Below are 22,195 nucleotides of genomic sequence, written 5' to 3' on the forward strand. Positions count from 1 at the left end.
GTGCTTACCCTGCCGGCGAACGCGATCTGCAAGCCGAAAGCTGCTTACGCCCGCCATACCTTCTATGACAGCCTCTACCGTCCGCAGCCCCATTAAGGTGCAAATGCGCCAAACCCGGTATGCTGCGCGGCAGCAAAACCGCACGGATGGGTGGAATGCTTTATCAACTGCATGAGCTGACCCGCAATCTGCTAGCCCCCTGGGTGCATCAGGCCCAGGCGAACGCCAAGATGTTCTCCGACCCCGATAGCCTGTGGGCTTCGCTGCCCGGCGCCGAACGCATGGCGGCCAGTAACGAGCTGTTCCATCGGCTGGGCAAGGAATACGAAAAGCCGGCCTGGGCGCTGGACGATGTCGAGGTCGACGGCCATTCGTTGCCGATCATCGAACGCGAGGTGCTGAGCAAGCCCTTCTGTCGCCTGCTGCGCTTCAAGCGCTTCAGCGACCACGTCGAGCTGATCGGCAAGATGAAGGAGCAACCGGCCGTGCTGGTGGTGGCGCCGTTGTCCGGCCATCACGCCACCCTGCTGCGCGACACCGTGCGCACGCTGCTGCGCAACCACAAGGTCTATGTGACCGACTGGGTGGACGCGCGCATGGTGCCGCTGGAGGCAGGCGCGTTCCGGCTCGAGGACTACATCAGCTATATCCAGGACTTCATCCGCCATATCGGCGCCGAGCGCCTGCATGTGGTGAGCGTATGCCAGCCCACGGTACCGGTGTTGGCGGCGGTGTCACTGATGGCGACCAACGACGAACCCACGCCGCGCTCGTTGGTGATGATGGGCGGCCCGATCGATGCACGCCGCAGCCCCACCCAGGTGAATAACCTGGCGACGGAAAACGGCATCGAGTGGTTCCAGAACAACCTGATCCACACCGTGCCATTCCCGTATCCGGGGCATGGCCGCCAGGTGTACCCAGGCTTTCTGCAGCACGCCGGCTTCCTGTCGATGAACCCCAATCGGCATGTGATGTCGCATTGGGATTTCTACACCGATCTGGTCAAGGGCGATCTGCAGGATGCGCAGGCGCATCGACAGTTCTACGACGAGTACAACGCCGTGCTCGACATGCCGGCCGAGTACTACCTGGACACGATCCGCGTGGTATTTCAGGACTTCCTGCTGCCGCAGGGCAAGTGGAAGGTGGACGGCCAGCTGGTCAAGCCGTCGGCGATCCGCAACACCGCCCTGTTGAGCATCGAAGGCGAACTGGACGATATCGCCGGGCTCGGCCAGACCGAAGCGGTGCACGATCTGTGCACCGGGATCGATGCGGCGCATCGCCGTCATTTGGTGGTGGAAGGTGCCGGCCATTACGGCATTTTCAGTGGCCGCCGCTGGCGCGAAGTGGTCTACCCGCAGGTGCGCGAGTTCATCGCGCGCTATGACGCAGACCCGGTCGGCAGCCGCGACCCCGCCACCGTCACGCCCATCCGCAAGCGCGGCAAGCGCGCCTGAGCGCACGGACAAACGCTCCCGGTCGTCGTCGACCGGGAGCGTTTCTTTATGCGCGCGACTGCCTCATCCATATCTGCAGCAACGCATGCGTGCGGCCGTCGTCGTGTCTGAACCACTCGCGGAGGACGCAGGCCTGCTCAGCGAGACCGCCTGCATCGATCCACTCAGATCGCACCGCTCTTGACCAGCAGATGCTTGGCCAGCATGCCGTGCACAGCGCCGATCGCACGCGCCAGGTGCAGGGTCACGAACAGCAGCAGCACACCGAGCACGCAGATCGGCAGCGTCAGCCATCCATTGACGACATCCACACCACCGAAGGTCATCACCACGCCGGAGTCGAACAGTGACAGCACGGGCGCGACGACGAACCCCAGCGAAATCGCCAGCAGCGTGACGAATACCGTGAAGTACACGATGCCCAGCGGCAGCATCAGCAGGAAGTACAGCATGGTGCTCCAGGTGCGCAGGTCGGTGAACATCTCGCCGATCCGCTGCAGCCAGCCGCCCTGCAGGCCCGGATGGGACGGCCGGCGCGGCATGCGCACCCCCAGCAAGGTCTCCACCACGCGCCCTTCCACCAGCGACAGCATCCGCACCGAGCCGAAGAACAGCACCAGCAGCGGCACGCCGATGATCAGGATCAACAGGCCCAACGACAGGCTGCCCCCGGCAACCACCCAGGTGAAATAGAAGATGCCGGTCAACAGCGACAGCAACATGTAGAACAGCGCGCCGTAGGTGCGCGGGTCGGCGGCCACACCGAAGAACTTGCCGATCCATGAGGCACGGCGAGGCGGCAGCGGCGGGCGCAGCGCACGGCTGACGGTAACTTCGGTTTCGCGATAGATCTCGGCTACCTCATCCGGCGCGCCATAGCTGCCGGCGACGCCTGCGATGACCTCCGCTTCGCTCTTGTCACGGTGTTCGGCAAGCTCGGCGCGCAGATATTCTTCGGCGTCGTAAAGCGCATCCTGGACCATCGCCGGGTCGGCACCGGCCAGCGCCTGCCGCAGTTGCGTCAGGTAATCGGCAATGGTGGTCGGCAACGGACGTGTTTGTGCGATCGTCATCATGAGTGGGTCCCCTCCAGCACGGAATCAACGGAATCACGGGTGGCGCGCCAGGCGGCGATCCATTGGCGCAGGCAGTCATGCCCGCTGTCGGTAATGCGGTAGTAGCGTCGCGGCGGTCCCGATGCGGACGGCTCGATATGGCTGTGCAACAGCCCCGCCCCTTCCAGATTGCGCAACACCGGATACAAGGCGCTCTGTTTGCCGCTGAGCACTCCCTCCAGCCGCTCAAGCCGCTTGGCGATCAAATAGCCGTACAGCGGTTCTTCGGCCTGGGCCAGCACCGCCAGCAAGGCCAGCGACACGGTGCCTGCACTCAGCTCCTTCTGGAATTTGCGCAGGTAGACATCCGGCTCGCTCATCGGTCATCTCCGCTAGGTCGAAGCTCATACTATGTAGAACCTAGCTATAGCGAATGTGCCGGTAGTCATGGACGGTGATGGGGGAGTCGGCATTGGGGATTCGCGAAAGCAAAAACAAAGGCGGGGCCGCCGGCTCGCTTGGGCAATCGTCGGCATCGCAATGCGGTCCACCGCAGACCCCAGCGCCGCCGTTGCCAACCCACAATGCCCAATCCCCACTCCCCGCCCCACTCGCGCTCGCCTGTGCAAACCCCAGTGCGTTCATGAGCTTAGAACCTTTGGGTTACTGCCTTTCTGGCACGGCTTAACTACAGTCGACGTCCCCCGTGCCGATAAGTTTCGCTCAGGGGTTTTTCACTTTCGACGGGGCAATACGATGCAATTGACACGCTTGGCGCAGCCGGCCATGGCTGAAACTTCCTTTGGAGCCACCCGGCGCCTGTGCCTTGCGATCGGGTTGGCGCTGCCGGTGCTGGGCTTTGCGCAGACACAGCCTGCGCCAGCCAATGCCGAACAGACCCAGCCGGAGCCTGCCAAGCCGCCGGTCACCGCCGCACCCGCCACCGCCAAGGGCTACCCGCTCGAGGCGCAGGGCTGGGGCGCCAAGCAGGGCGGCAACATGTGGCAGGTGCGCTGGGCGGAGGACTGGTCGTATCTGAAGGACCCATCCAAGCGCAAGAGCCTGTTCGATCCGCTCAAGTACATCCCGCTCAGCGAAGACGGCGATGTCTACGTTTCGCTCAGCAACGAGCTGCGCGTGCGCAGCAACACCATCACCAACCCGGGGCTGATTCCCGGCAGCCACTCGCAGCAGCAATACCTGTTGCGCGCGTTCTTCGGTGCGGACCTGCACGTGGGCGAGCACTTCCGTCTGTACACGGAACTGGCGCACGGCAGCCTGGATGGGCGCAACGAGGGCGCCAAGACCGGTACCCAGGAAAACAACGCGATCCTGCAGCAGGTGTTCTTCGACGTGAAGGGCAACATCGGCGGCGCCGACACCGGCCTGCGGGTCGGCCGCCAGGTGTTCGTCGACGGCCCCACCACCTTGATGGCACTGCGCGACAACACCGATATCTTCGTGACCTTCAACGGCGCACGCGCCTGGGCGATCGGCGAAAAGACCCGAGTGGACATATTCGATTTCAATTTCAACCTGGATGGCACCGAAGGCCTGGGCGATGACCGCATCGACCGCTCGCGGCATTTCCGCGGCGTGGTGGGCGGCTATCGGTTGCCGACCGCCAAACCGATGTATCTGGAGCCGTTCTTCTATCAGTTCCGCAACGACAACCAGGTGTGGGGCCGCCAGACCGCGGAAGAAAACCGCAACTACTACGGCCTGCGGTTGTGGGGCAACGTGGGCAAGCTGCGTACCGACTCGTTCGTGACCGTGCAACGCGGCAGCTTCGGCGGGCGCGACCTGCGCGCCTACATGGCCAGCACCTCCAATGCGTGGACGCTGAGCGACAACGGCTGGAAGCCGCGCCTGGGCTTCCACAGCGAAATCGCCTCCGGCGGCGGCGGCACCTCCGGCACCGGCACGCTGCGCAACAACAACTTCCTGTACGGCAATACGATCTACTTCAGCTGGGCCACGTTCTTTGGCCCGGTGAACCTGGTCACCGCCGCCCCGACGTTCACCTTCTCGCCCACCTCCAAGCTCACCGTGAACCTGGAATGGGAAACCCTGTGGCGGCAGACCACCAGCGATGCGATCTACAACAATCAGGCGCGCGCCTATGCACGCACCCAGGGCACCGGCGAGCGCCGCATCGGCACCATGCCGCGCATCAACGCGACGTGGAATATCGATCCGAACTGGTCGGTGACCTTCCGCGCCGAGCATCTGATGGCAGGGCCCGCACTGGAGAAGGCCGGTTACGGCGATTCGACCTTCGTGATGGGCTGGTTGAACTTCCGGTTCTAAACGCCGTTTGTCGGCGCTGCAATGTACCGACCCGGTGTGCGTGCGTTTCTAAACCAGTCGCTGTTGGATCACATGCCGCGTCCGGCAAGGACGCGGCATGTTGGTTTTCAGCCTTGATCGTTTTGATGACCCGGGATTTTTCGCACGCTGCACGCAACAGACAAGCGCTGCCTTCGGTCACTTGTGGCGACGGATGGTCGCGCTGCTCCGCCGGTCGACCGCGCCGCAATCGGCTGCGTTGCACGCAAACGCGGTCCGCATCCGTCGTCGGCCTGACGGTGCCGGGCACATCGAAAAGGCACTGTCCTTACTGAATCAACGGCGCCCGGCGCCCTGCCTCAAGCGCACTGCCCGCCAACGGCCAGCGGTCGTCAGCTGCGCTTGCTTCCGGTCTTGCGTATTGCCGCAGCAGCAGGCTGTTGCCGTCGGAGCCAGCCTGCAGGGCGCGCGCCTGCCCGCGTAGCGCAGGTGGGAGGTCGGCCACCCGCTGCGCGAGCGGCCTTGCATCGGTCGGGCGATCGCGCAACCACTGCACTGCCGACAACGCACGCAGTGCAGCAGCGGCGTCCTGCATCTTGTGCTGGTAATTGGCGTAGTCCGGCTGCCCCGCACTTGCCAGCAGGCAGCCCATCAAATTGGCCACGCAGGCCACCGATGCCGTTTGAGGCGCCGGAATCAGCGTTTGCGGCACCGGCTGATCCTGCGCCAGCAAGGTGCGCACCGGCGCGCTGCAGGCCCAGGTATAGGTGGGTGCGAGCAAGGCTTGGGTGCGTTCCCGATCGAACACGCGCAGCGACATCCGCTCTTCCCAGGACATGTTGCCTGTTTGCGTGAGCACCTTCTCCTGCAGAAGCGAAAACGCCATACGCGACTCACCGTGCAAGGCATTGCACAGCGCGATGTCGTCCACGGCCAGCGGCATAAAGGCAGTGGCGCACTGCGCGGGCAACGGGTGCTGCGCCGGCAGTTCGGCCAGCATGTCGGCGAACAGATGCGCATTGGCGCGCAACATCGCCGCGCCGATCAACGGCATCATCAGATTATCGCCACTGCGCAGCAGCACCCGCGCCGTCTGCGCATCGGCGCAGACACCCGATAACGCCTGCAGGGTGCGGCCCTGCACGAAGTCCAGTGCGTTGCCGGTCATCGACAACGGCAACCGTGGCGACTCTGGCAGCGGTGCAGTGATGTCTGCGCGGAACGGGCTGCGGTAATCGGCGTACGTGGCCAGCGCGCGCAGCCTGGCCAACAGCGGCGCCTGGGCGGCCAGCGCATCGGCATAGGCCTGCGGCTGCTGGCGCACGCGCTCCAGGCAGCCGCCGGCGCTGGCGCTGCATAGCGCAGGGGCAGACGATGGCCAGCGCGGCGGGCCCGGGACATGCGCCAAAGCACTCTGAAAGGGAGTACCTGCCGGCAAGCGGTTGAACCGTTCCACATCCTCGGCCAGCAGGCTCTCTCGCTGCGCCTCGGGCATGGCGTAGGACAGCGACCAGAGCGCGACGAACATGTTGGTTCCGCGCAACGGCGGCGGCGGTTGCCGCAGCTGCGCCAGCGCCTGGCGTTGCGGCTCGGGAATCGGCCAGCGCCTGGAAACTGCATACAGCGCCACCAACGCTGCCAGCAGGATGCAGACTCCCAACAAAGCCGACTTGAGGAATCTGCCAAGCATGCGCATTCAACCTTCCCTGGAGAGGGCACATCTTAGTGCGAGAGCATGCGCAAACGACAACCCGAGCGAACGCGCATCGCCCCCCCCTTGGGCGAGATATTTCAGGATGCAAAAAGCATCGGCAGCCGTTCGACGGACGACCGCGCCTCGCCAAGCCAAGGCACCACGGCACTGCTCACCTTCCAAAAGCCATGTTTCGCTTGAGCACGGCGCTATCTAGCTCAGTCGCCCAGGCAGTCGCGGCTGCCATAGGCGCATCCAGCGCCGTGCGCCCCTCTTCCTGGTGGGATGAGGAAGCGAGCTGCTGTTGCCTTGCGCACGCAACGTGTCACTACGTGTTGGTCACCTTTCAGCACGCAGCAGTGCATCTTTTACCAATCCCCAATGCCCAATCCCGAATCCCCGCCCCACCTGCACCGGACGCGGCCGAATGCCTACACTACGCAGATGTCCGAATCCCCCACTCCGCATCCCCGCCCTTCCCTGCAACGCGTGTTTCTGACCGGGTTGCTGACCCTGCTGCCGGTCTGGCTGACATGGGTGGTGGTGAAATTCGTCTTTTCACTGCTCTCTGGCATCAGCAGCCCGTGGGTGGTGCCATTGTCCGAGCGCATCGCGGCCTCGTTTCCCGATTACCTGGGCTGGATCAAGGCGCTGTGGGTGCAGAACACCATCGCACTGATCGCCACAGTGGGGGCGATCCTGTTCGTCGGCATCCTGAGCCGGCGGGTGATCGGCCAGCGCCTGCTGCGCTGGTTCGAGGCGATCATGCGGCGTATCCCGCTGGCCAGCGTGGTCTACGACAGCGCGCGCAAACTGCTCGACATCCTGCAGACCCAGCCCGGTAGCACGCAGCGCGTGGTGCTGATCGACTTCCCGCATCGCGACATGAAGTCGGTCGGCCTGGTCACGCGTGTGATCAAGGAGCAAGGCACCGGCCGTGAGCTGGCGGCGGTGTATGTGCCGACCACGCCCAACCCCACCTCCGGCTATCTGGAAATCGTGCCGGTCGAACTGCTCACGCCCACCGACTGGAGCGTGGACCAGGCGATGAGTTTCATCATTTCCGGTGGCGCGGTTGCGCCGGAGTCGGTTCCCTTCACCCGTACTGCGGATCGCTGAAGCCCATGACACACACGCGTACCCTCGACGATCGTGCGGTCCGCCTGTTCATTGCCTTGGCGGCATTCTTCTGCGTCAACGCGGCCCTGGCCGAGTTCATCGGCGTCAAGATCTTCGCACTGGAAGACACCCTCGGCATCGCGCCGCTGAACTGGAACCTGTTCGGCCAGACCGGTTCGCTCAGTTTCACCGCCGGCACCTTGTTGTGGCCGGTGGTGTTCATCATGACCGACACCATCAACGAGTTCTTCGGCAGCCGCGGGGTGCGTTTCATCTCGTGGGTGGCGGTTGCGCTGATCGGCTACGGCTTCGTGTTCGCGTTTGCCGCCATCGCATTAGCGCCGGCAGGCTGGTGGGTGACCGCGGCGCAGAGCCAGGGCGTGCCGGATTACCAGGCCGCATTCGCGGCGGTGTTCGGGCAGGGATTGTGGACGATCGGCGGCTCGCTGGTGGCCTTCCTGTTCGGCCAGTTGATCGACGTGTCGGTGTTCCATCGCATCCGCAAGGTCACCGGCGAAAAACACGTCTGGCTGCGTGCCACCGGCTCTACCGCAGTATCGCAGTTGGTGGACAGCTTCGTGGTGATCTACATCGCCTTCGTGCTTGGCCCGCAGCATTGGTCCACCGACCAGTTCCTGGCGGTGAGCACACTCAACTACATCTACAAGATGGGTTTTGCGATCGCCTTGATTCCGCTGCTATACCTCGCGCGCCGCGCCATCAGCGCGTATCTGGGTGCCGAACGCGCCGAGCAGTTGCGCGAAGAAGCCGCTGCCGACTAAGAGCGGCCACCAAACGTAGCGCGCAATCGTCGGCTGGGGCCGACGGCGCACTCGGCATCGGGGTACCCGCGTGGCCTCCATGGGGCCGAGTACCGGCCGCGCCCGTCTGGCGATGAGCACAGGCGTTTTGTTGGCTGCTCCTGAAACGGCGCGGTGCCCACACGGTGCCTGACCGAGGCCGGCAGCGCCCATGGCAGCACGCTGCGCGGCGGGTTATCGCAGCGCACCATTGCAGCCAGGCCCCCTCCCCTGCCCGTGCCGCATCTGAATTGCATGTACGCCGCATGCGCCGCACGGCTGGCCGTAACGGTGCGGATCGGGCAAGCTCCCCGCTCGCTTGTTTCCGGAGCCGGTAATGCCCCTCAGCTTTTCCCGCCTGCTGTCGCTGGCCCTCGCCGCCGTGTTGAGCCTGTCAGTGGCAGCGCCCGCCGATGCGGCCAAGAAGAAGACCGCCAAGGCACAGACCACGCAGACGCGCGCGAAGGCGAGCAAAGGCAAGAAGACCACCAAGCCGGCGGCCAAGGCCTCCAAGACGGCCAAAGGCAGCAAGGCAGCCAAGGCCAGGCCGCGCGCAGTGGCCGCGCCGGTGGTGCTGACCAAGGCGCAGCAACTCAACCTGCTCTACGACCAGTACTGGGACGCTTCGCTCAAGCTCAACCCGCTGCAGGCCACCTTCCAGGGCGAGACCCGCTACAACGACCAGCTGCCCAACTTCCTGTCGCCGGCGTTCCGCCAGCAGTCGCACGATTTCACCGTGCTGTGGCTGGGCAAGGCCGAGGCACTGGGGCCGGACGGTCTGAGCGGGCAGGACCTGCTCAGCTACCAGATCTTCGTGCGCGATGCGCGCAGCGCCCTGGCAGCCGAGCAGTTCCCCAGCTGGATGCTGCCGATCAACCAGTTCTACAACATCGCCAGCATTACGGTGGTGCTGGGCTCGGGCACCGGCGCGCAGCCGTTCAAGACGGTCAAGGATTACGACAACTGGTCGCGGCGTGCGCTGGGCATTCCCGACCTGTTCGATCAGGCCATCACCAACATGCGCGCCGGCATGCAGGCCGGCGTGGTGCAGCCCAAGGTACTGATGCAGAAGGTGTTGCCGCAGCTAGATGCGATCATCGCGCGCAGCGCCGAAGACAGCCTGTTCTGGGGGCCGATCCGCAACCTGCCGGCCGACATCCCCGACGCCGACAAGCAGCGCCTCACCGCCGAATACAAGCGGCTGATCGAAGTACGCATCCTGCCGGCCTATCGCGCCCTGCGCGGTTTCATCGCCACCGAATACCTGCCCGCCTGCCGCGACAGCGACGGCCTGGCCGCGCTGCCCAATGGCGCGGCGTGGTACGCCTATGACGTGCGGCAAAGCACCACCTCCGACCTGAGCCCGGGGCAGATCCACCAGATCGGGCTGGAGGAGGTCGCGCGCCTGCAGGGCGAGATCACCGCGCTGACCAAGCAGGTCAAGTTCCGCGGCAACCTGCCCAAGTTCTACAAGTTCATGCAGACCGACAAGCGCTTCGGCTTCCGCAGCGACACCGAGCTGCTGGGGTATTACCGTGGCCTGCAGGGGCGCGTGCAAGGCGCAGTGCCGCGGCTGTTCGCCCTGCAGGGCATTCCGGAGCTGGAAGTACGCGCGGTGGAACCGCAGCGCGCGCAATCGGCTGCCAGCGGCTCGTACATGCGTCCCAGCGTCTCCGGCAGCAATGGCGGCACCCCGGGCATCTTCTACGTCAATACCTCCGACCTGCCCTCGCGCAAGACCTGGGAAGCGGAGAGCCTGTACCTGCACGAAGCGATTCCGGGCCACCACTACCAGCTCGGGCTGCAGCAGCAGCTGACCGACCTGCCCAAGTTCCGCCGCCTCGGAGGCGAGACCGCCTACATCGAGGGCTGGGGGCTGTACGCCGAATCGCTGGGGCGCGAGTTGGGGCTGTATCAGGACCCCTACAACTATTACGGCTACCTGCAAAACGCATTGTGGCGCTCGATCCGGCTGGTTGCCGATACCGGCCTGCACAGCAAGGGCTGGACGCGGGCCCAGGCCATCGACTACATGCTGGACAACTCGGCGATGAGCCGCACCGATGCCGAAGCCGAAGTCGACCGCTACATGGCCATCCCCGGCCAGGCGCTGGCCTACAAGGTCGGCGAGATGAAGATCGCGCAGCTGCGCGAGCAGGCGCAGCGCGAGCTGGGGCCGCGCTTCGACGTCCGTGCCTTCCATACCGAAGTACTCAAGGATGGCTCGGTGCCGCTGGAGATCCTGCAGGACAAGATCCAGCGCTGGATCGCAACGCAAAAAGGGTGAGGCGACCTGGCGCGGCATCACGGTCGTCAAGCCACTGCAGGTCACGCGCTCCGGACCAGGCGCGTCACCTGTGGGCATCGCCCAAGGCGCGGGCTAGCTGACGCCGCGCCAGCGTCTGCCATTGGCACACACGCGGCTGACCGGTCCGTCCGACGCCCTGCCCTGCGATGAACGCCGCCGCTTTACCGGCTGCGTTCAACCCGCCACGCGTGCGGCTGCCAGCGCTGCAATGTCGCGCGGCGTGGTGCGGCAGCAGCCGCCGATCAGGCGCGCGCCTGCAGCCACCCACTGCGCGTGCTGGTCTGCCAGGCTGCAGGCCGGCGCATCGCCGGCATGCCAGCGCTTGTCGCCAGCATCGTAGTGCTCGCCGGAGTTGGGATACACCACCAGCGGCAAGGCGGTCAGCGCCGACAGGCTCTGCAATGCGGCGGTGACCCGATCCAGCGCGATGCAGTTGATCCCCACCGCGATCACCTGCACGCAGGCATCCAGCGCCGGAATCACCTGCGCCAGCGGCGTGCCATCGCTCAGATGGTCGGCATCGCGCAAGGTGAAGGAGAACCACGCATGCAATTGCGGGAACTCTTCCAGCAGCAGACGTAACGCCACGATCTCGTTCGCCGAGGGCAGCGTCTCGCAGGCCAGCACATCCACGCCCGCCGCTGCCAGCGCGGCGATGCGCGGGCGATGGAAGTCCATCAATTGCGCCAATGGCAACGCATAGTCGCCGCGGTATTCCGAACCATCGGCCAGATAGGCGCCATACGGCCCCACAGACCCGGCTACCCATAACGGCGCGTCCTGCGGTTGCATCTGCAGATGATCGGCACGCGCCTGCGCAGCCAGTGCCACGCTGCGCGCGATCAGCGCCTGCGACTGCGCCAGATCCAGCCCGCACGCCGCAAAGCCCAGCGGCGTGGCCTGGTAGCTGGCGGTGATCGCGCACTGCGCGCCGGCAGCGAAGTAGTCGCGATGCACCTGATAGATCAGCTCCGGTTGCTCCATCAGCACGCGCGCCGACCACAGCGCATCGTTGAGATCGCAGCCGCGTTGCTCCAGCTCGGTGGCAAGCGCGCCATCCAGCAGCACATACCCATCGTGCTGGAGCGCCGCACTGAAAGGCGCATCCACGCGCGGCTGGCGGGGAAGTGTCGTCATACGTGCAGTCTCCTGGCTGCGAGCCATCGGGTCAGTGCATAGGCGCCATAGCACAGTGCCACGAACGGGATCCCGCACCACAGCGCGATGCGCTGCTGCGGATCGAATGCCAAGCCGACACAGGCCAGCAGGCATAGCGTAAAGCCCAGGATCGGCGTCCACGGATACCACGGCGCGCGATAGGCCAATGTCTCTACTGCGATGCCGTCGCGCAACAACTGGCGCCGAAAAAAATAGTGCGAGGCGCAGATGCTCAGCCACACCACCACCACCGCAAAACCCGATACTGCCGAAATCGCCACGAACACGGTATCGGCCGCGTAGACGCCGGTGAGCAGCGCCAATAGGCCGCCCAACATGCTCAACAGCAAAGCCGGCAAGGGAATGCCGCGCTTTGTCAGGCGTGCCAGCCGCGCCGGCAGCGTGCCCTCGTTGGCCAGCGACCACAGCATGCGCGCGGCCGCATACAGGCCGGAATTGGCCGCCGACAGGATCGCGGTCAGGATCACCGCATTCAAGGTGTCGGCCGCATACGGGATACCCAGCAACTCGAACGCGCGCACGAACGGACTGGTGTCTACCGCCGCCTGCTCGGCCGGCAGCAGCGCGGCCAGCACCAGCACGGTGCCGACAAACAACACCACCAACCGTATCAATGTGGTGCGGATCGCCAGCGGAATCGCACGCACCGGCTGCGCGGTTTCGCCTGCGGCAACGCCGATCAATTCGGTGCCGGAGAAGGCGAAATTCACCGCCACCATCGTCATCAGAATCGGCAGCGTGCCTTGCGCAAACCAGCCATCGGCACGCAGATGGCGCAGCCCGGGCGCGGGCGAGCCATTGGCCAACGGAAGCAGGCCGATCACCGCCGCGCCACCCAGCACGATGAACACCAGGATGGTGATCACCTTGATCAACGAAAACCAGAATTCGCCCTCGGCAAACCAGCGCGCCGACACCGTGTTCAGGCCGAAGATCAGCGCGCAGAACAGCAGACACCACGGCCACGCCGGCGTGTGCGGGAACCAGTACTGCATGCAGAACGCCGCAGCGGTCAGGCTCGAACCCAGCGCCACCGTCCAGGTCAACCAGTACAACCACGCCACCACGTACCCGGTGGCCGGGCCAAGGTAGCGCGCCGCATACACATGGAAGGCACCGGTCTGCGGCATCGCCACCGCCAGTTCGCCCAGGCATTGCATCACCAGATACACCACCAGCGCACCGATCAGGTAGGCGATCACCGTGCCCAACGCACCGGTGCTGGCAATGATGTAGCCGGTGTTGAAGAACAGCCCGGTGCCGATGACCCCGCCCAGCGAGAGCATCACCAGATGGCGCACCTGCATGCTGCGCTGGAATTGCGGTGCGGCGCTGGACGACGGCTCGGGCATCGGCGTGTCTGATCGGTGGCAGCGCATCCTGCCATGCGCGCGCAGGCGAGCACAGCCATGCAGTGGCCAGGCGTGACGCGCAGCCAGGTATTGCGGGATGCCATGCGGCAGGTCGCGCCCACGATCGGCCCACGCATGCTTCGCGCCCGGCCCGGCCTGCACGACACGCCCGGGCGCTACCGAGGGTATCCTCGCGACTGCTCATCCGGACTGTTGCCATGCCACATCATCTGCACACACGCACGGCGGCGCAGACGCAGCGCTGGAGCGCATCCCGGCTGCCGGCACGTCTCGCAGCCCCGAGCGCTGTCGCCACGCTCCGTGCATCCGTGCTCGCCACCGGGCAGCGCCAGCGTCCACAACGCGTGCGAGGCGCGGCATGAAGCTGGCCGGCATCCACCACGTGGCGATCATCGCCGGCGACTACGCGGTCTCCAAAACGTTCTACTGCGACATCCTGGGCCTGCGGGTGCTCGATGAGCATTACCGGCAGGCGCGCGCTTCCTGGAAGCTGGACCTGGCACTGCCCGATGGCGGCCAGATCGAGCTGTTCTCGTTTCCCGCCGCACCGCTGCGCCCCAGCCGCCCGGAAGCACGCGGCCTGCGCCATCTCGCCTTCCGTGTCGAGGATCTGGACGCGGCCGTGACGCATCTCGCTGCGCATGGCGTGGCCACCGAGGACATCCGCATCGACGAGTACACCGGCCGCCGCTTCACCTTCTTCGCCGACCCGGACGACTTGCCGCTGGAGCTGTACGAGGTGGGCTGAGCGCAGCGGCGCCGGCGGGCTCGGTCACATCCGCCGCACGGTCACGTCGAACAGCTGTAGTCGATCGTCGCCGTGACTTCCGGCGGATGTGGCGATGCGGCAACGTCGTGAAGATCGAACCACCCCAGGACACAGGAGCCGTCCATGCTGCAGATCCGTGCGTTGTCCAAGACCTATGCCAATGGCGTGCATGCGCTGCAAGGCGTCACGCTGGACATTCCTCGCGGCATGTTCGGACTGCTCGGGCCAAACGGCGCCGGCAAATCGTCGCTGATGCGCACGCTGGCCACGCTGCAGGAGCCAGATTCGGGCAGCGTCAGCCTGACCGGTGCCGATGGCAGCAGCATCGACGTGCTCGCCGACAAGGACGCGTTGCGGCGCCGGCTGGGCTATCTGCCGCAGGATTTCGGCGTGTACCCGAAGGTGAGCGCGCTGGACATGCTCGATCACTTCGCCGTGCTCAAGGGGCTCACCGATCGCGGCCAACGCAAGGAGGTGGTCGAGCGGCTGTTGCAGCAGGTCAATCTGTGGGATGCGCGCAAGCGCAAGCTCGGCACCTATTCCGGCGGCATGCGCCAGCGCTTCGGCATCGCGCAGGCGCTGCTGGGCGATCCGCAACTGGTCGTCGTCGATGAGCCCACCGCCGGGCTGGACCCGGAAGAGCGCAACCGCTTTTTGAACCTGCTGGCCGAAATCGGCGAGAACGTGGTGGTGATCCTGTCCACCCATATCGTCGAAGACGTCACCGACCTGTGCCCGACGATGGCCATCATGAACAAGGGCCAGGTGCTGCTGACCGGGCGGCCCGTCGATGCGATCGACATGCTGCATCAGCAGGTCTGGCGCAAGCAGGTCAGCAAGCAGGCCTTGCCCGATTACGAAGCACGTTTCACCGTGTTGTCCACGCGCCTGATCGCCGGCCACCCGGTGATCCACGTGTTCAGTACCGATTGCCCGGAGCCCGGCTTCGAGCAGGTCGCCCCCGATCTTGAGGATGTCTATTTCCAGCGCCTGCGCAAGCAAGCGCTGGCCGCCTGACGGAGCGCTGCGATGATCCTGGCGTTCCTGCGCTTCGAGCTGCGCGAACAACTGCGCTCGCCCTTCCTGTGGTTGCTGGCCGCGCTGTACGCCTTGCTGGCCTTCGCCGCACTCTCCAGCGACGCGGTGCAGATCGGCGGCGGCATCGGCAACGTGCTGCGCAATGCGCCGACCGTGATCGCCACGCTGCTGAGCCTTTTCAGCCTGCTCGGCCTGCTGGTGACCACTCTGTTCGTCAGCAACGCCTTGCTGCGCGACTTCGACCTGGGCACCGCCGAGCTGGTGTTCTCCACACCGGTGCGCCGCCGCGATTACCTGGTCGGCCGCATCGGTGCGGCATTGATCGCCGGCACGGTGATGTATCTGGTGATCGCGCTGGGCATGTTCATGGCGCAGTTCATGCCCTGGATCGACCAGGCGCGGTTGGGGCCGGTCGCCGTGTTGCCCTATCTGTGGTCGCTGCTGGTGCTGGTGCTGCCCAACCTGCTATTCACCACCGCGTTGCTGTCAGTGCTGGCGGTGACCACGCGCAGCATCCTGTGGGTCTATATCGGCGTCATCGTGTTCTTCGTGCTGTACGGCGTGAGCCGTGCGCTGCTGGCCGATCTGGACAACGTCTGGCTCGCGACCCTGTCCGATCCACTCGGCATCCGCGCACTGTCGCAGACATTGCGCTATTGGTCGGCCGAACAACGCAACCTGCAGCTTCCTCCGTTGACCGGTTACCTGCTCGCCAATCGCGCCCTATGGCTGGGCATGAGCGGACTGTTGTTCGCTGCGACCTTCGCACTGTTCCGCACCGAACGTAGCGGCACGCGTCGCCGACGCGGAGCGGCGCCTGCTGCATCCACCAGCGCACCGGCAGCCAGCGTGCGCGTCACCACCACCCGCCTCACCGTGACACCCGCCTTCGCGGCTACCACCGCGTTTCAGCAACTGCTGCGCCAGATCCGTTTCGATACGCTCGGCGTGCTGCGCAGCGCGCCGTTCGTGGTGCTGCTGATGCTGGGCCTGGCCAATTTCATTCCGACCGCACTGTTCACTGCGCGCCTTTACGGTACCGCCGTGCTGCCGGTCACCTCGTTGATGCTGCAGGCGCTGCAGAACAGCTACAGCTTTCTGCTGATCATCGTGGTGCTGTTCTATGCCGGCGAACTGGTGTGGAAGGAGCGCAGCAACCGTATCGACGGCATCACCGATGCCATGCCGGTGCCGGACTGGGTTCCCCTGCTGGGCAAGTTTGTGGCCTTGCTGGCGGTGATCGCCAGCTTCCAGCTCGCCGGCGCGTTGACCGCGATCGCGCTGCAGCTTGGCCGTGGCTATACCAGCATCGAGCCACTGCTGTATCTCAAGACGCTGGCGCTTGGCTCGGTGCTGTATGTGCTGATGGGCGGCATGGCGCTGGCGCTGCAGGTGTTGAGCAACAACAAGTTCGTCGGCTATGCGCTGCTGATGCTGGTGCTGATCGGGCAATCGGCGCTGTCGATGCTCGACTACACCCAGAACCTCTACACCTTCGGCGGCTGGCCCAACGCGCCGTATTCGGACATGAACGGCTACGGCCACTTCCTGCCCGGCCAGTTGTGGTTCCAGGGCTATTGGGGCCTGTTCCTGCTGGCCCTGCTGTTGCTGTCTTCGGCGTTCTGGCCGCGTGGCGTTGGCCACGGGGTGCGCCAACGTGTGCGGCTGGCGTTGCAGCGCCTGCGCAGCCCGACCGGTGCGGCCCTGGCGGTCACCCTGCTCGGCTTCGCAGTGGTCGGCGGCTGGCTGTACTGGAACACCAACGTCTACAACAGCTTCCTGTCGCCGGAGCAGCAGCTGGACCTGCAAGCGCGCTACGAGCGCGAGTACGGCAAGTACCGGAACCTGCCGCAGCCGCGCATCATTGCCGTGGATAACCATGTCGACCTGCATCCGGAAACGCAATCGGTTGTCATCGATGCCACCTGGACCGTGCGCAACACCCACCCCACGCCGATCAGCGACGTGCACATCGGCATGCAAGGCCGCGTTGGCGACCGTAGCCTGGTGCAGGTAGATCTGGGCGGGCAGACGCTGATCACGCACGATGTACCGGCCGGTTACCGCATCTATCGCCTGCACACACCGCTGCAACCCGGGCAGGAGCGCGTGTTCCGCTTCCGCGTTGACCAGCACCCGCATGGCATTACAGCCGGGCAGGCACAGACCGATCTGGTCGCCAACGGCAGCTTCTTCAACAGCCAGGTCTTGCCCTGGTTCGGCTACAACAGCCAGACCGAGATCACCGACCGCAACGACCGCCGCAAGCGTGGGCTGGGCGAGCCCACGCGCATGCCCAAACTGGAAGACCAGGCCGCACGCGCCAACACCTACGTCAGCGACGATGCCGACTGGCTCAGCTTCGCCAGCACCATCTGCACCGCACCGGACCAGATCGCGCTGGCGCCGGGCTATCTGCACAAGCAATTCCGGCAGGCTGGCAGGCGCTGCTTCCGCTATGTAATGGATCGCCCGATGCTGAACTTCTATGCCTACCTGTCGGCGCGCTGGCAGGTACGCAAGGCCTACTACAACAAGATTCCGATCGAGATCTACTACGACCCCAAGCACCCGTACAACGTGCAACGCATGATCGAAGGCGTGCAGAAATCGCTGGCCTATTACGAGGCCAATTTCACTGCGTACCAGCATCACCAGGTGCGCATCATCGAGTTTCCGGGCTATGCGGGGTTTGCGCAGTCGTTCGCCAATACCATTCCTTATTCCGAATCGATCGGTTTCATCGCCGACCTGCGCGACAAGGACGACATCGACTACGTGTTCTACGTCACCGCGCATGAAGTGGCGCACCAGTGGTGGGCGCATCAGGTGATCGGTGCGAATGTGCAGGGCGCCACGGTGCTGTCCGAATCGCTGGCGCAGTACTCGGCGCTGATGGTGATGGAGCGCGAGTACGGGCGTGCGCACATGCGCCGCTTCCTCAAGTACGAACTGGACCGCTATCTGGAGGGCCGCGGCGGCGAAACCATCGACGAACTGCCGCTGTACCGGGTGGAGAACCAGCAATACATCCACTACCGCAAAGGGTCGCTGGCGTTCTACCGGCTGCGCGAGGAGATCGGCGAGCAGGCGCTCAATCGCGCATTGCAGCGTTTCCTGCAGGCCAACGCGTTTCAGCAGCCGCCTTACACCACCTCGGCCGAGCTGTTGCAGGCCATTCGTGCCGAGGCACTCCCGGACCAGCAGGGAATGATCACCGACCTGTTCGAGAAGATCACCTTTTACGACAATCGCGTGGTTAGCGCACAGGCCCACAAGCGCCCGGATGGACGCTTCGATGTGACCGTGCAGACGCAGGCGGCCAAGTTGCAGGCCGATGGCCGCGGCAAGGAGCATGCGGTGCCGATGGACGACTGGATCGAAGTCGGGATCTACGGTTTGCCGGCCGGCAAGAACGCGCAGGCGCCGGTGTTGGCGCTGCAGCGGCAGCACGTCACCAGCGCCACGCCCAGCTTTACCCTGACCGTCGACGCCCTGCCCATCGAAGCCGGGTTCGATCCCGACAACAAGCTGATCGACCGGGTGCCGGACGACAATCGCAAGCGGGTGACGCTGCAATAGCGGGCAATCGCGTTCGCTGGCCGATGATTGGCGGTCGGCCAGGACCGGCGACGCGCACGGCCAACGACTGAAAGCGAGCCGGACCAGTCCGCGACGGCCGACGTGACGACGAGCCCTGCGCGCGTCGTCGACTCAGTCGCAGCGAACGGACTGCGCTCACCCGTCCTCCTCCCGGATGCCGGACAACGCGTATGTCGCACGAGGGATTTGCCGACCTAGCGCCGGCCCGAAGCGGCCAGCCTGCGCAGCTGGCATCTTCAGTGGGAGCGGCTCAGCAACGGCACCGCAGCCGCGCGCATGAACGCATCCCGCAGCGCATCTTTCCCGCACCATACCCCACGGTATACATTCGCCATCAGGCCGCCGACGGCGGCCACAGCAATCCCTGGGAGGGGACACATGCGCAAGACCTTCAAGACCCTGATGGTGGCCCTGCCGCTGGCCGCCGCCTCGCTGCTGGCCCAGGCGTCCGATTCGCCGGTGGGCCGCTGGAAGACCATCGACGACGAGACCGGCAAGCCCAAGTCGGTGGTGCAGATCGAACAGGCCTCCAACGGCACGCTGAGCGGCAAGGTGGTCGAGATCCTGCAGTCCAACCATGGGCCCAACCCGACCTGCGACAAGTGCGATGGCGCGCTGAAGGGCAAGCCGATCAAGGGCATGACCATCCTGTGGGGCCTCAAGGCCGACGGCACCGCCGTGTGGGATGGCGGCTCGGTGCTGGACCCGGCCAAGGGCAAGACCTACAAGGCCAAGATCACCTTGACCGAAGGCGGCAAGAAGCTGCAGATGCGCGGCTACGTCGGCATCGAAGCGCTGGGCCGCACTCAGACCTGGATTCGTGAGTAAATCGGGAATCGGGAATCGTAAAAGCAGGCGCCCGCGAGGGCGCCTTTTTTGTGTGTATCCGTCCGCGCATCTCTGTGCGGCGCGTTCTGGCAGGCGACAATCGACAGTCCATGGCTTTGCATTGACGGCGAAACGCAACTGCAACGCATGCAGCTCGCAGCGCGCCAGCGCGCCCTACACCATGGCAACCTGGCCATGCTTTGACCGATTCCCGATTCCCGATTCCCGATTCCCGATTCCCGATTCCCGATTCCCAATTCCCGATTCCCAATTCCCGCCACCATTCCCACTAATGCGATAATCGGCTGTCCCCCGCATCACGCCTGCCATGACCCGCACCGCACTTGTCACCACCGCTTTGCCGTATGCCAACGGCCCGCTGCATCTTGGCCATCTGGTCGGTTATATCCAGGCCGATATCTGGGTGCGCGCGCGCCGCCTGCGCGGCGACAAGACCTGGTTCGTCTGCGCCGACGATACCCATGGCACGCCGATCATGCTGGCGGCCGAGAAGGCCGGAGTGACCCCGGAAGCCTTCATCGCCAACATCCAGGCCAGCCATGAGCGCGATTTCGCCGCGTTCGGGGTCACCTTCGACCATTACGACTCGACCAATTCGCCGGTCAACCGCGAGCTTACCGAGGCCTTCTACGCCAAACTGGAGGCCGCCGGTCACATCAGCCGCCGCTCGGTGGCGCAGTTCTACGACCCGGCCAAGGGCATGTTCCTGCCCGACCGCTACATCAAGGGCATCTGCCCCAACTGCGGCAGCGCCGATCAGTACGGCGACAACTGCGAAGTCTGCGGTGCCACCTACGCGCCCACCGAGCTGAAAGAGCCCAAATCGGTGATTTCCGGCGCCACACCGGAGTTGCGCGATTCGGAGCATTTCTTCTTCGAGGTGGGCCATTTCGACGGCTTCCTGCGCGAGTGGCTGGCCGGCGATGTGGCGCTGCCGGGGGTCAAGGCCAAGCTCAAGGAATGGCTGGACACCGAAGGCGGCCTGCGCGCGTGGGACATCTCGCGCGATGCGCCGTACTTCGGCTTCCAGATTCCCGGCCAGCCGGGCAAGTATTTCTACGTGTGGCTGGACGCGCCGATCGGCTACCTGTGCAGCTTCAAGACGCTGTGCGCGCAGATGGGCGAAGACTTTGAATCGCATCTGGTCGCCGGCACGCAGACCGAGCTGCATCACTTCATCGGCAAGGACATCGTCAATTTCCACGGCCTGTTCTGGCCGGCGGTGCTGCACGGCACCGGCCACCGCGCGCCGACCCGGCTGCACGTCAACGGCTACCTCACCGTGGACGGCGCCAAGATGTCCAAGTCGCGCGGCACCTTCGTGATGGCGCGGACCTTCCTGGATGTGGGCCTGGAGCCAGAGGCGCTGCGCTATTACTTTGCGGCCAAGTCCTCCGGCGGCGTGGACGATCTTGACCTCAACCTGGGCGATTTCATCGCGCGGGTGAACGCGGATCTGGTCGGCAAGTTCGTCAACCTGGCCAGCCGCTGCGCCGGCTTCATCGGCAAGCGCTTCGACGGCAAGCTGGCCGATGCGCTCCCCGATCCGGCGCAGTACGCCCGCTTCGGCGCCGCATTGGCGCCGATCCGCGAGGCCTATGAGCGCAACGACGCGGCCAGCGCGATCCGTCAGACCATGGCGCTGGCCGACGAGGCCAACAAGTACATCGACGACACCAAGCCGTGGGTGATCGCCAAGCAGGACGGTGCCGATGCGCAGCTGCAATCGGTGTGCACGCAAGGCCTGAACCTGTTCCGGATCCTGGTCGCCGCCCTCAAGCCGATCCTGCCGCGCACCTGTGCCGAGGCCGAGGCCTTCTTGTCGGCGCCCATGACCAGTTGGGAAGACGTGGAGCGCCCGCTCACCGCGCACACGATCCAGCCCTACACCGCCCTGTTCACCCGTATCGACCCCAAACAGATCGACGCCATGACCGACGCTTCAAAAGACACCCTCGCCGCACCTGCGGCACCTGCTGTGGCCGCCGTCAGCGCTGCAAAGGTGGCCAAAACCGATGCAAAAGCGGCTACGCCGGCTAATCCCCCCGCCTCCGTCTCGAATCCAGGTCTTATTGGCATCGACGATTTCGCCAAGCTCGACCTGCGTATCGGCAAGGTGCTGGTGTGCGAATTCGTGGAAGGCTCCGACAAGCTGCTGCGCTTCGAACTGGATGCCGGCGAACTGGGCAAGCGGCAGATCTTCTCGGGCATCCGCGCCAGCTATGGCGAGCCGGACGCGCTGGTCGGCCGCAGTGTGGTGTTCATCGCCAACCTGGCCCCGCGCAAAATGCGCTTCGGCATCAGCGAGGGCATGATCCTGTCGGCCGGCTTCGACGGCGGCGCCCTGGCGCTGCTGGATGCCGACAGCGGCGCCCAGCCGGGCATGCCTGTGCGGTGAAGCGGGATTCGGGAGTCGTAGAAGCCAGGGCTGATTGTTGAGGAGACCTGACTCGAGTGCTTGGCGCGTCCCCTCATCCGCCCCTGCGGGGCACCTTCTCCCGCAAGCGGGAGAAGGTAAAATTTCAGAGCCATCTCCCGCCGACAGAGGGGTTGGGGCGAGGGTGCGGGGCGAAGCGCTGTTACCTTTCCACCTGCACATGGCTGCGCCCGTCCGCTCATCCGCCCCTGCGGGGCACCTTCTTCCGCAAGCGGGAGAA

General features: G+C 65.1%; 15 protein-coding genes. 10 read left to right on the forward strand and 5 right to left on the reverse strand.

The annotated features are described in order from the left end of the window. The first annotated feature begins 119 nt into the window (after positions 1-119). Positions 120-1,463, forward strand: a complete 1,344-nt coding sequence (locus FHY19_RS10170; RefSeq protein WP_259153478.1) for a polyhydroxyalkanoate depolymerase — start codon at positions 120-122, stop codon at positions 1,461-1,463. Between the two features lie 164 nt (positions 1,464-1,627). On the opposite strand, the gene FHY19_RS10175 is transcribed toward FHY19_RS10170, so the two are convergent. Then, positions 1,628-2,539, reverse strand: a complete 912-nt coding sequence (locus FHY19_RS10175) for a sensor domain-containing protein (RefSeq protein WP_259153477.1) — start codon at positions 2,537-2,539, stop codon at positions 1,628-1,630. Next, the gene (locus FHY19_RS10180) at positions 2,536-2,898 is read right to left on the reverse strand and encodes a PadR family transcriptional regulator (RefSeq protein WP_259153476.1); all 363 of its coding nucleotides are present in this window, start codon (positions 2,896-2,898) and stop codon (positions 2,536-2,538) included. The genes FHY19_RS10175 and FHY19_RS10180 overlap by 4 nt, the downstream gene beginning before the upstream one ends. 376 nt (positions 2,899-3,274) lie before the next feature. Here FHY19_RS10180 and FHY19_RS10185 point away from each other — a divergent pair, with 376 nt between their 5' ends. Continuing rightward, positions 3,275-4,828 (forward strand): alginate export family protein, encoded by a 1,554-nt coding sequence (locus FHY19_RS10185; protein ID WP_259153475.1) that lies wholly within the window; start codon positions 3,275-3,277, stop codon positions 4,826-4,828. A gap of 307 nt (positions 4,829-5,135) precedes the next feature. Here the strand turns inward: FHY19_RS10185 and FHY19_RS10190 are convergent, their stop codons facing one another. Next, on the reverse strand, positions 5,136-6,497 hold the full coding sequence (locus FHY19_RS10190; protein WP_259165714.1) for a hypothetical protein: 1,362 nt from the start codon (positions 6,495-6,497) through the stop codon (positions 5,136-5,138). A 447-nt stretch (positions 6,498-6,944) separates the two neighbouring features. Between FHY19_RS10190 and FHY19_RS10195 the strand changes: the two genes are divergently transcribed. From FHY19_RS10195 to FHY19_RS10205, 3 genes are all read left to right on the forward strand, one after another. Further along, positions 6,945-7,619, forward strand: coding sequence for a DUF502 domain-containing protein (locus FHY19_RS10195; RefSeq protein ID WP_259165718.1), 675 nt, complete (start codon positions 6,945-6,947; stop codon positions 7,617-7,619). Between the two features lie 5 nt (positions 7,620-7,624). Beyond that, positions 7,625-8,401, forward strand: a complete 777-nt coding sequence (locus tag FHY19_RS10200) for a queuosine precursor transporter (RefSeq protein ID WP_259153473.1) — start codon at positions 7,625-7,627, stop codon at positions 8,399-8,401. Positions 8,402-8,756: 355 nt separating this feature from the next. Next, positions 8,757-10,706: a DUF885 family protein gene (locus tag FHY19_RS10205; protein ID WP_259165719.1), complete on the forward strand. Its 1,950-nt coding sequence runs from the start codon at positions 8,757-8,759 to the stop codon at positions 10,704-10,706. Positions 10,707-10,901: 195 nt separating this feature from the next. Here FHY19_RS10205 and mmuM read toward each other — a convergent pair whose 3' ends face one another. Then, positions 10,902-11,864 carry a homocysteine S-methyltransferase gene (gene mmuM, locus FHY19_RS10210; RefSeq protein ID WP_259165731.1) on the reverse strand — a complete coding sequence of 321 codons (963 nt, stop codon included), beginning with the start codon at positions 11,862-11,864 and terminating at the stop codon, positions 10,902-10,904. Continuing rightward, a complete protein-coding gene (gene mmuP / locus FHY19_RS10215; protein WP_259165736.1) occupies positions 11,861-13,258 on the reverse strand; it encodes an S-methylmethionine permease in 1,398 nt (465 codons plus the stop codon). The genes mmuM and mmuP overlap by 4 nt, the downstream gene beginning before the upstream one ends. A 379-nt stretch (positions 13,259-13,637) precedes the next feature. On the opposite strand from mmuP, the gene FHY19_RS10220 reads away from it, so the two are divergent. The 5 genes from FHY19_RS10220 to metG all read left to right on the forward strand — a co-directional run bounded on the left by FHY19_RS10220 (position 13,638) and on the right by metG (position 21,936). Then, positions 13,638-14,027, forward strand: coding sequence for a VOC family protein (locus FHY19_RS10220; protein ID WP_259165738.1), 390 nt, complete (start codon positions 13,638-13,640; stop codon positions 14,025-14,027). A 144-nt stretch (positions 14,028-14,171) separates the two neighbouring features. Further along, positions 14,172-15,065: an ABC transporter ATP-binding protein gene (locus FHY19_RS10225; protein WP_259165740.1), complete on the forward strand. Its 894-nt coding sequence runs from the start codon at positions 14,172-14,174 to the stop codon at positions 15,063-15,065. A gap of 12 nt (positions 15,066-15,077) precedes the next feature. After that, positions 15,078-18,668, forward strand: coding sequence for a M1 family aminopeptidase (locus tag FHY19_RS10230; RefSeq protein WP_259165756.1), 3,591 nt, complete (start codon positions 15,078-15,080; stop codon positions 18,666-18,668). Between the two features lie 399 nt (positions 18,669-19,067). After that, positions 19,068-19,517 carry a DUF2147 domain-containing protein gene (locus FHY19_RS10235; protein WP_259165758.1) on the forward strand — a complete coding sequence of 150 codons (450 nt, stop codon included), beginning with the start codon at positions 19,068-19,070 and terminating at the stop codon, positions 19,515-19,517. 328 nt (positions 19,518-19,845) lie between these two features. Then, entirely contained in the window at positions 19,846-21,936 is a 2,091-nt protein-coding gene (gene metG, locus FHY19_RS10240) for a methionine--tRNA ligase (protein ID WP_259165775.1), read from the forward strand. Positions 21,937-22,195 lie beyond the last annotated feature (259 nt).

This window comes from Xanthomonas sp. 4461 (assembly GCF_024806475.1).
GTDB lineage: Bacteria > Pseudomonadota > Gammaproteobacteria > Xanthomonadales > Xanthomonadaceae > Xanthomonas > Xanthomonas arboricola_F.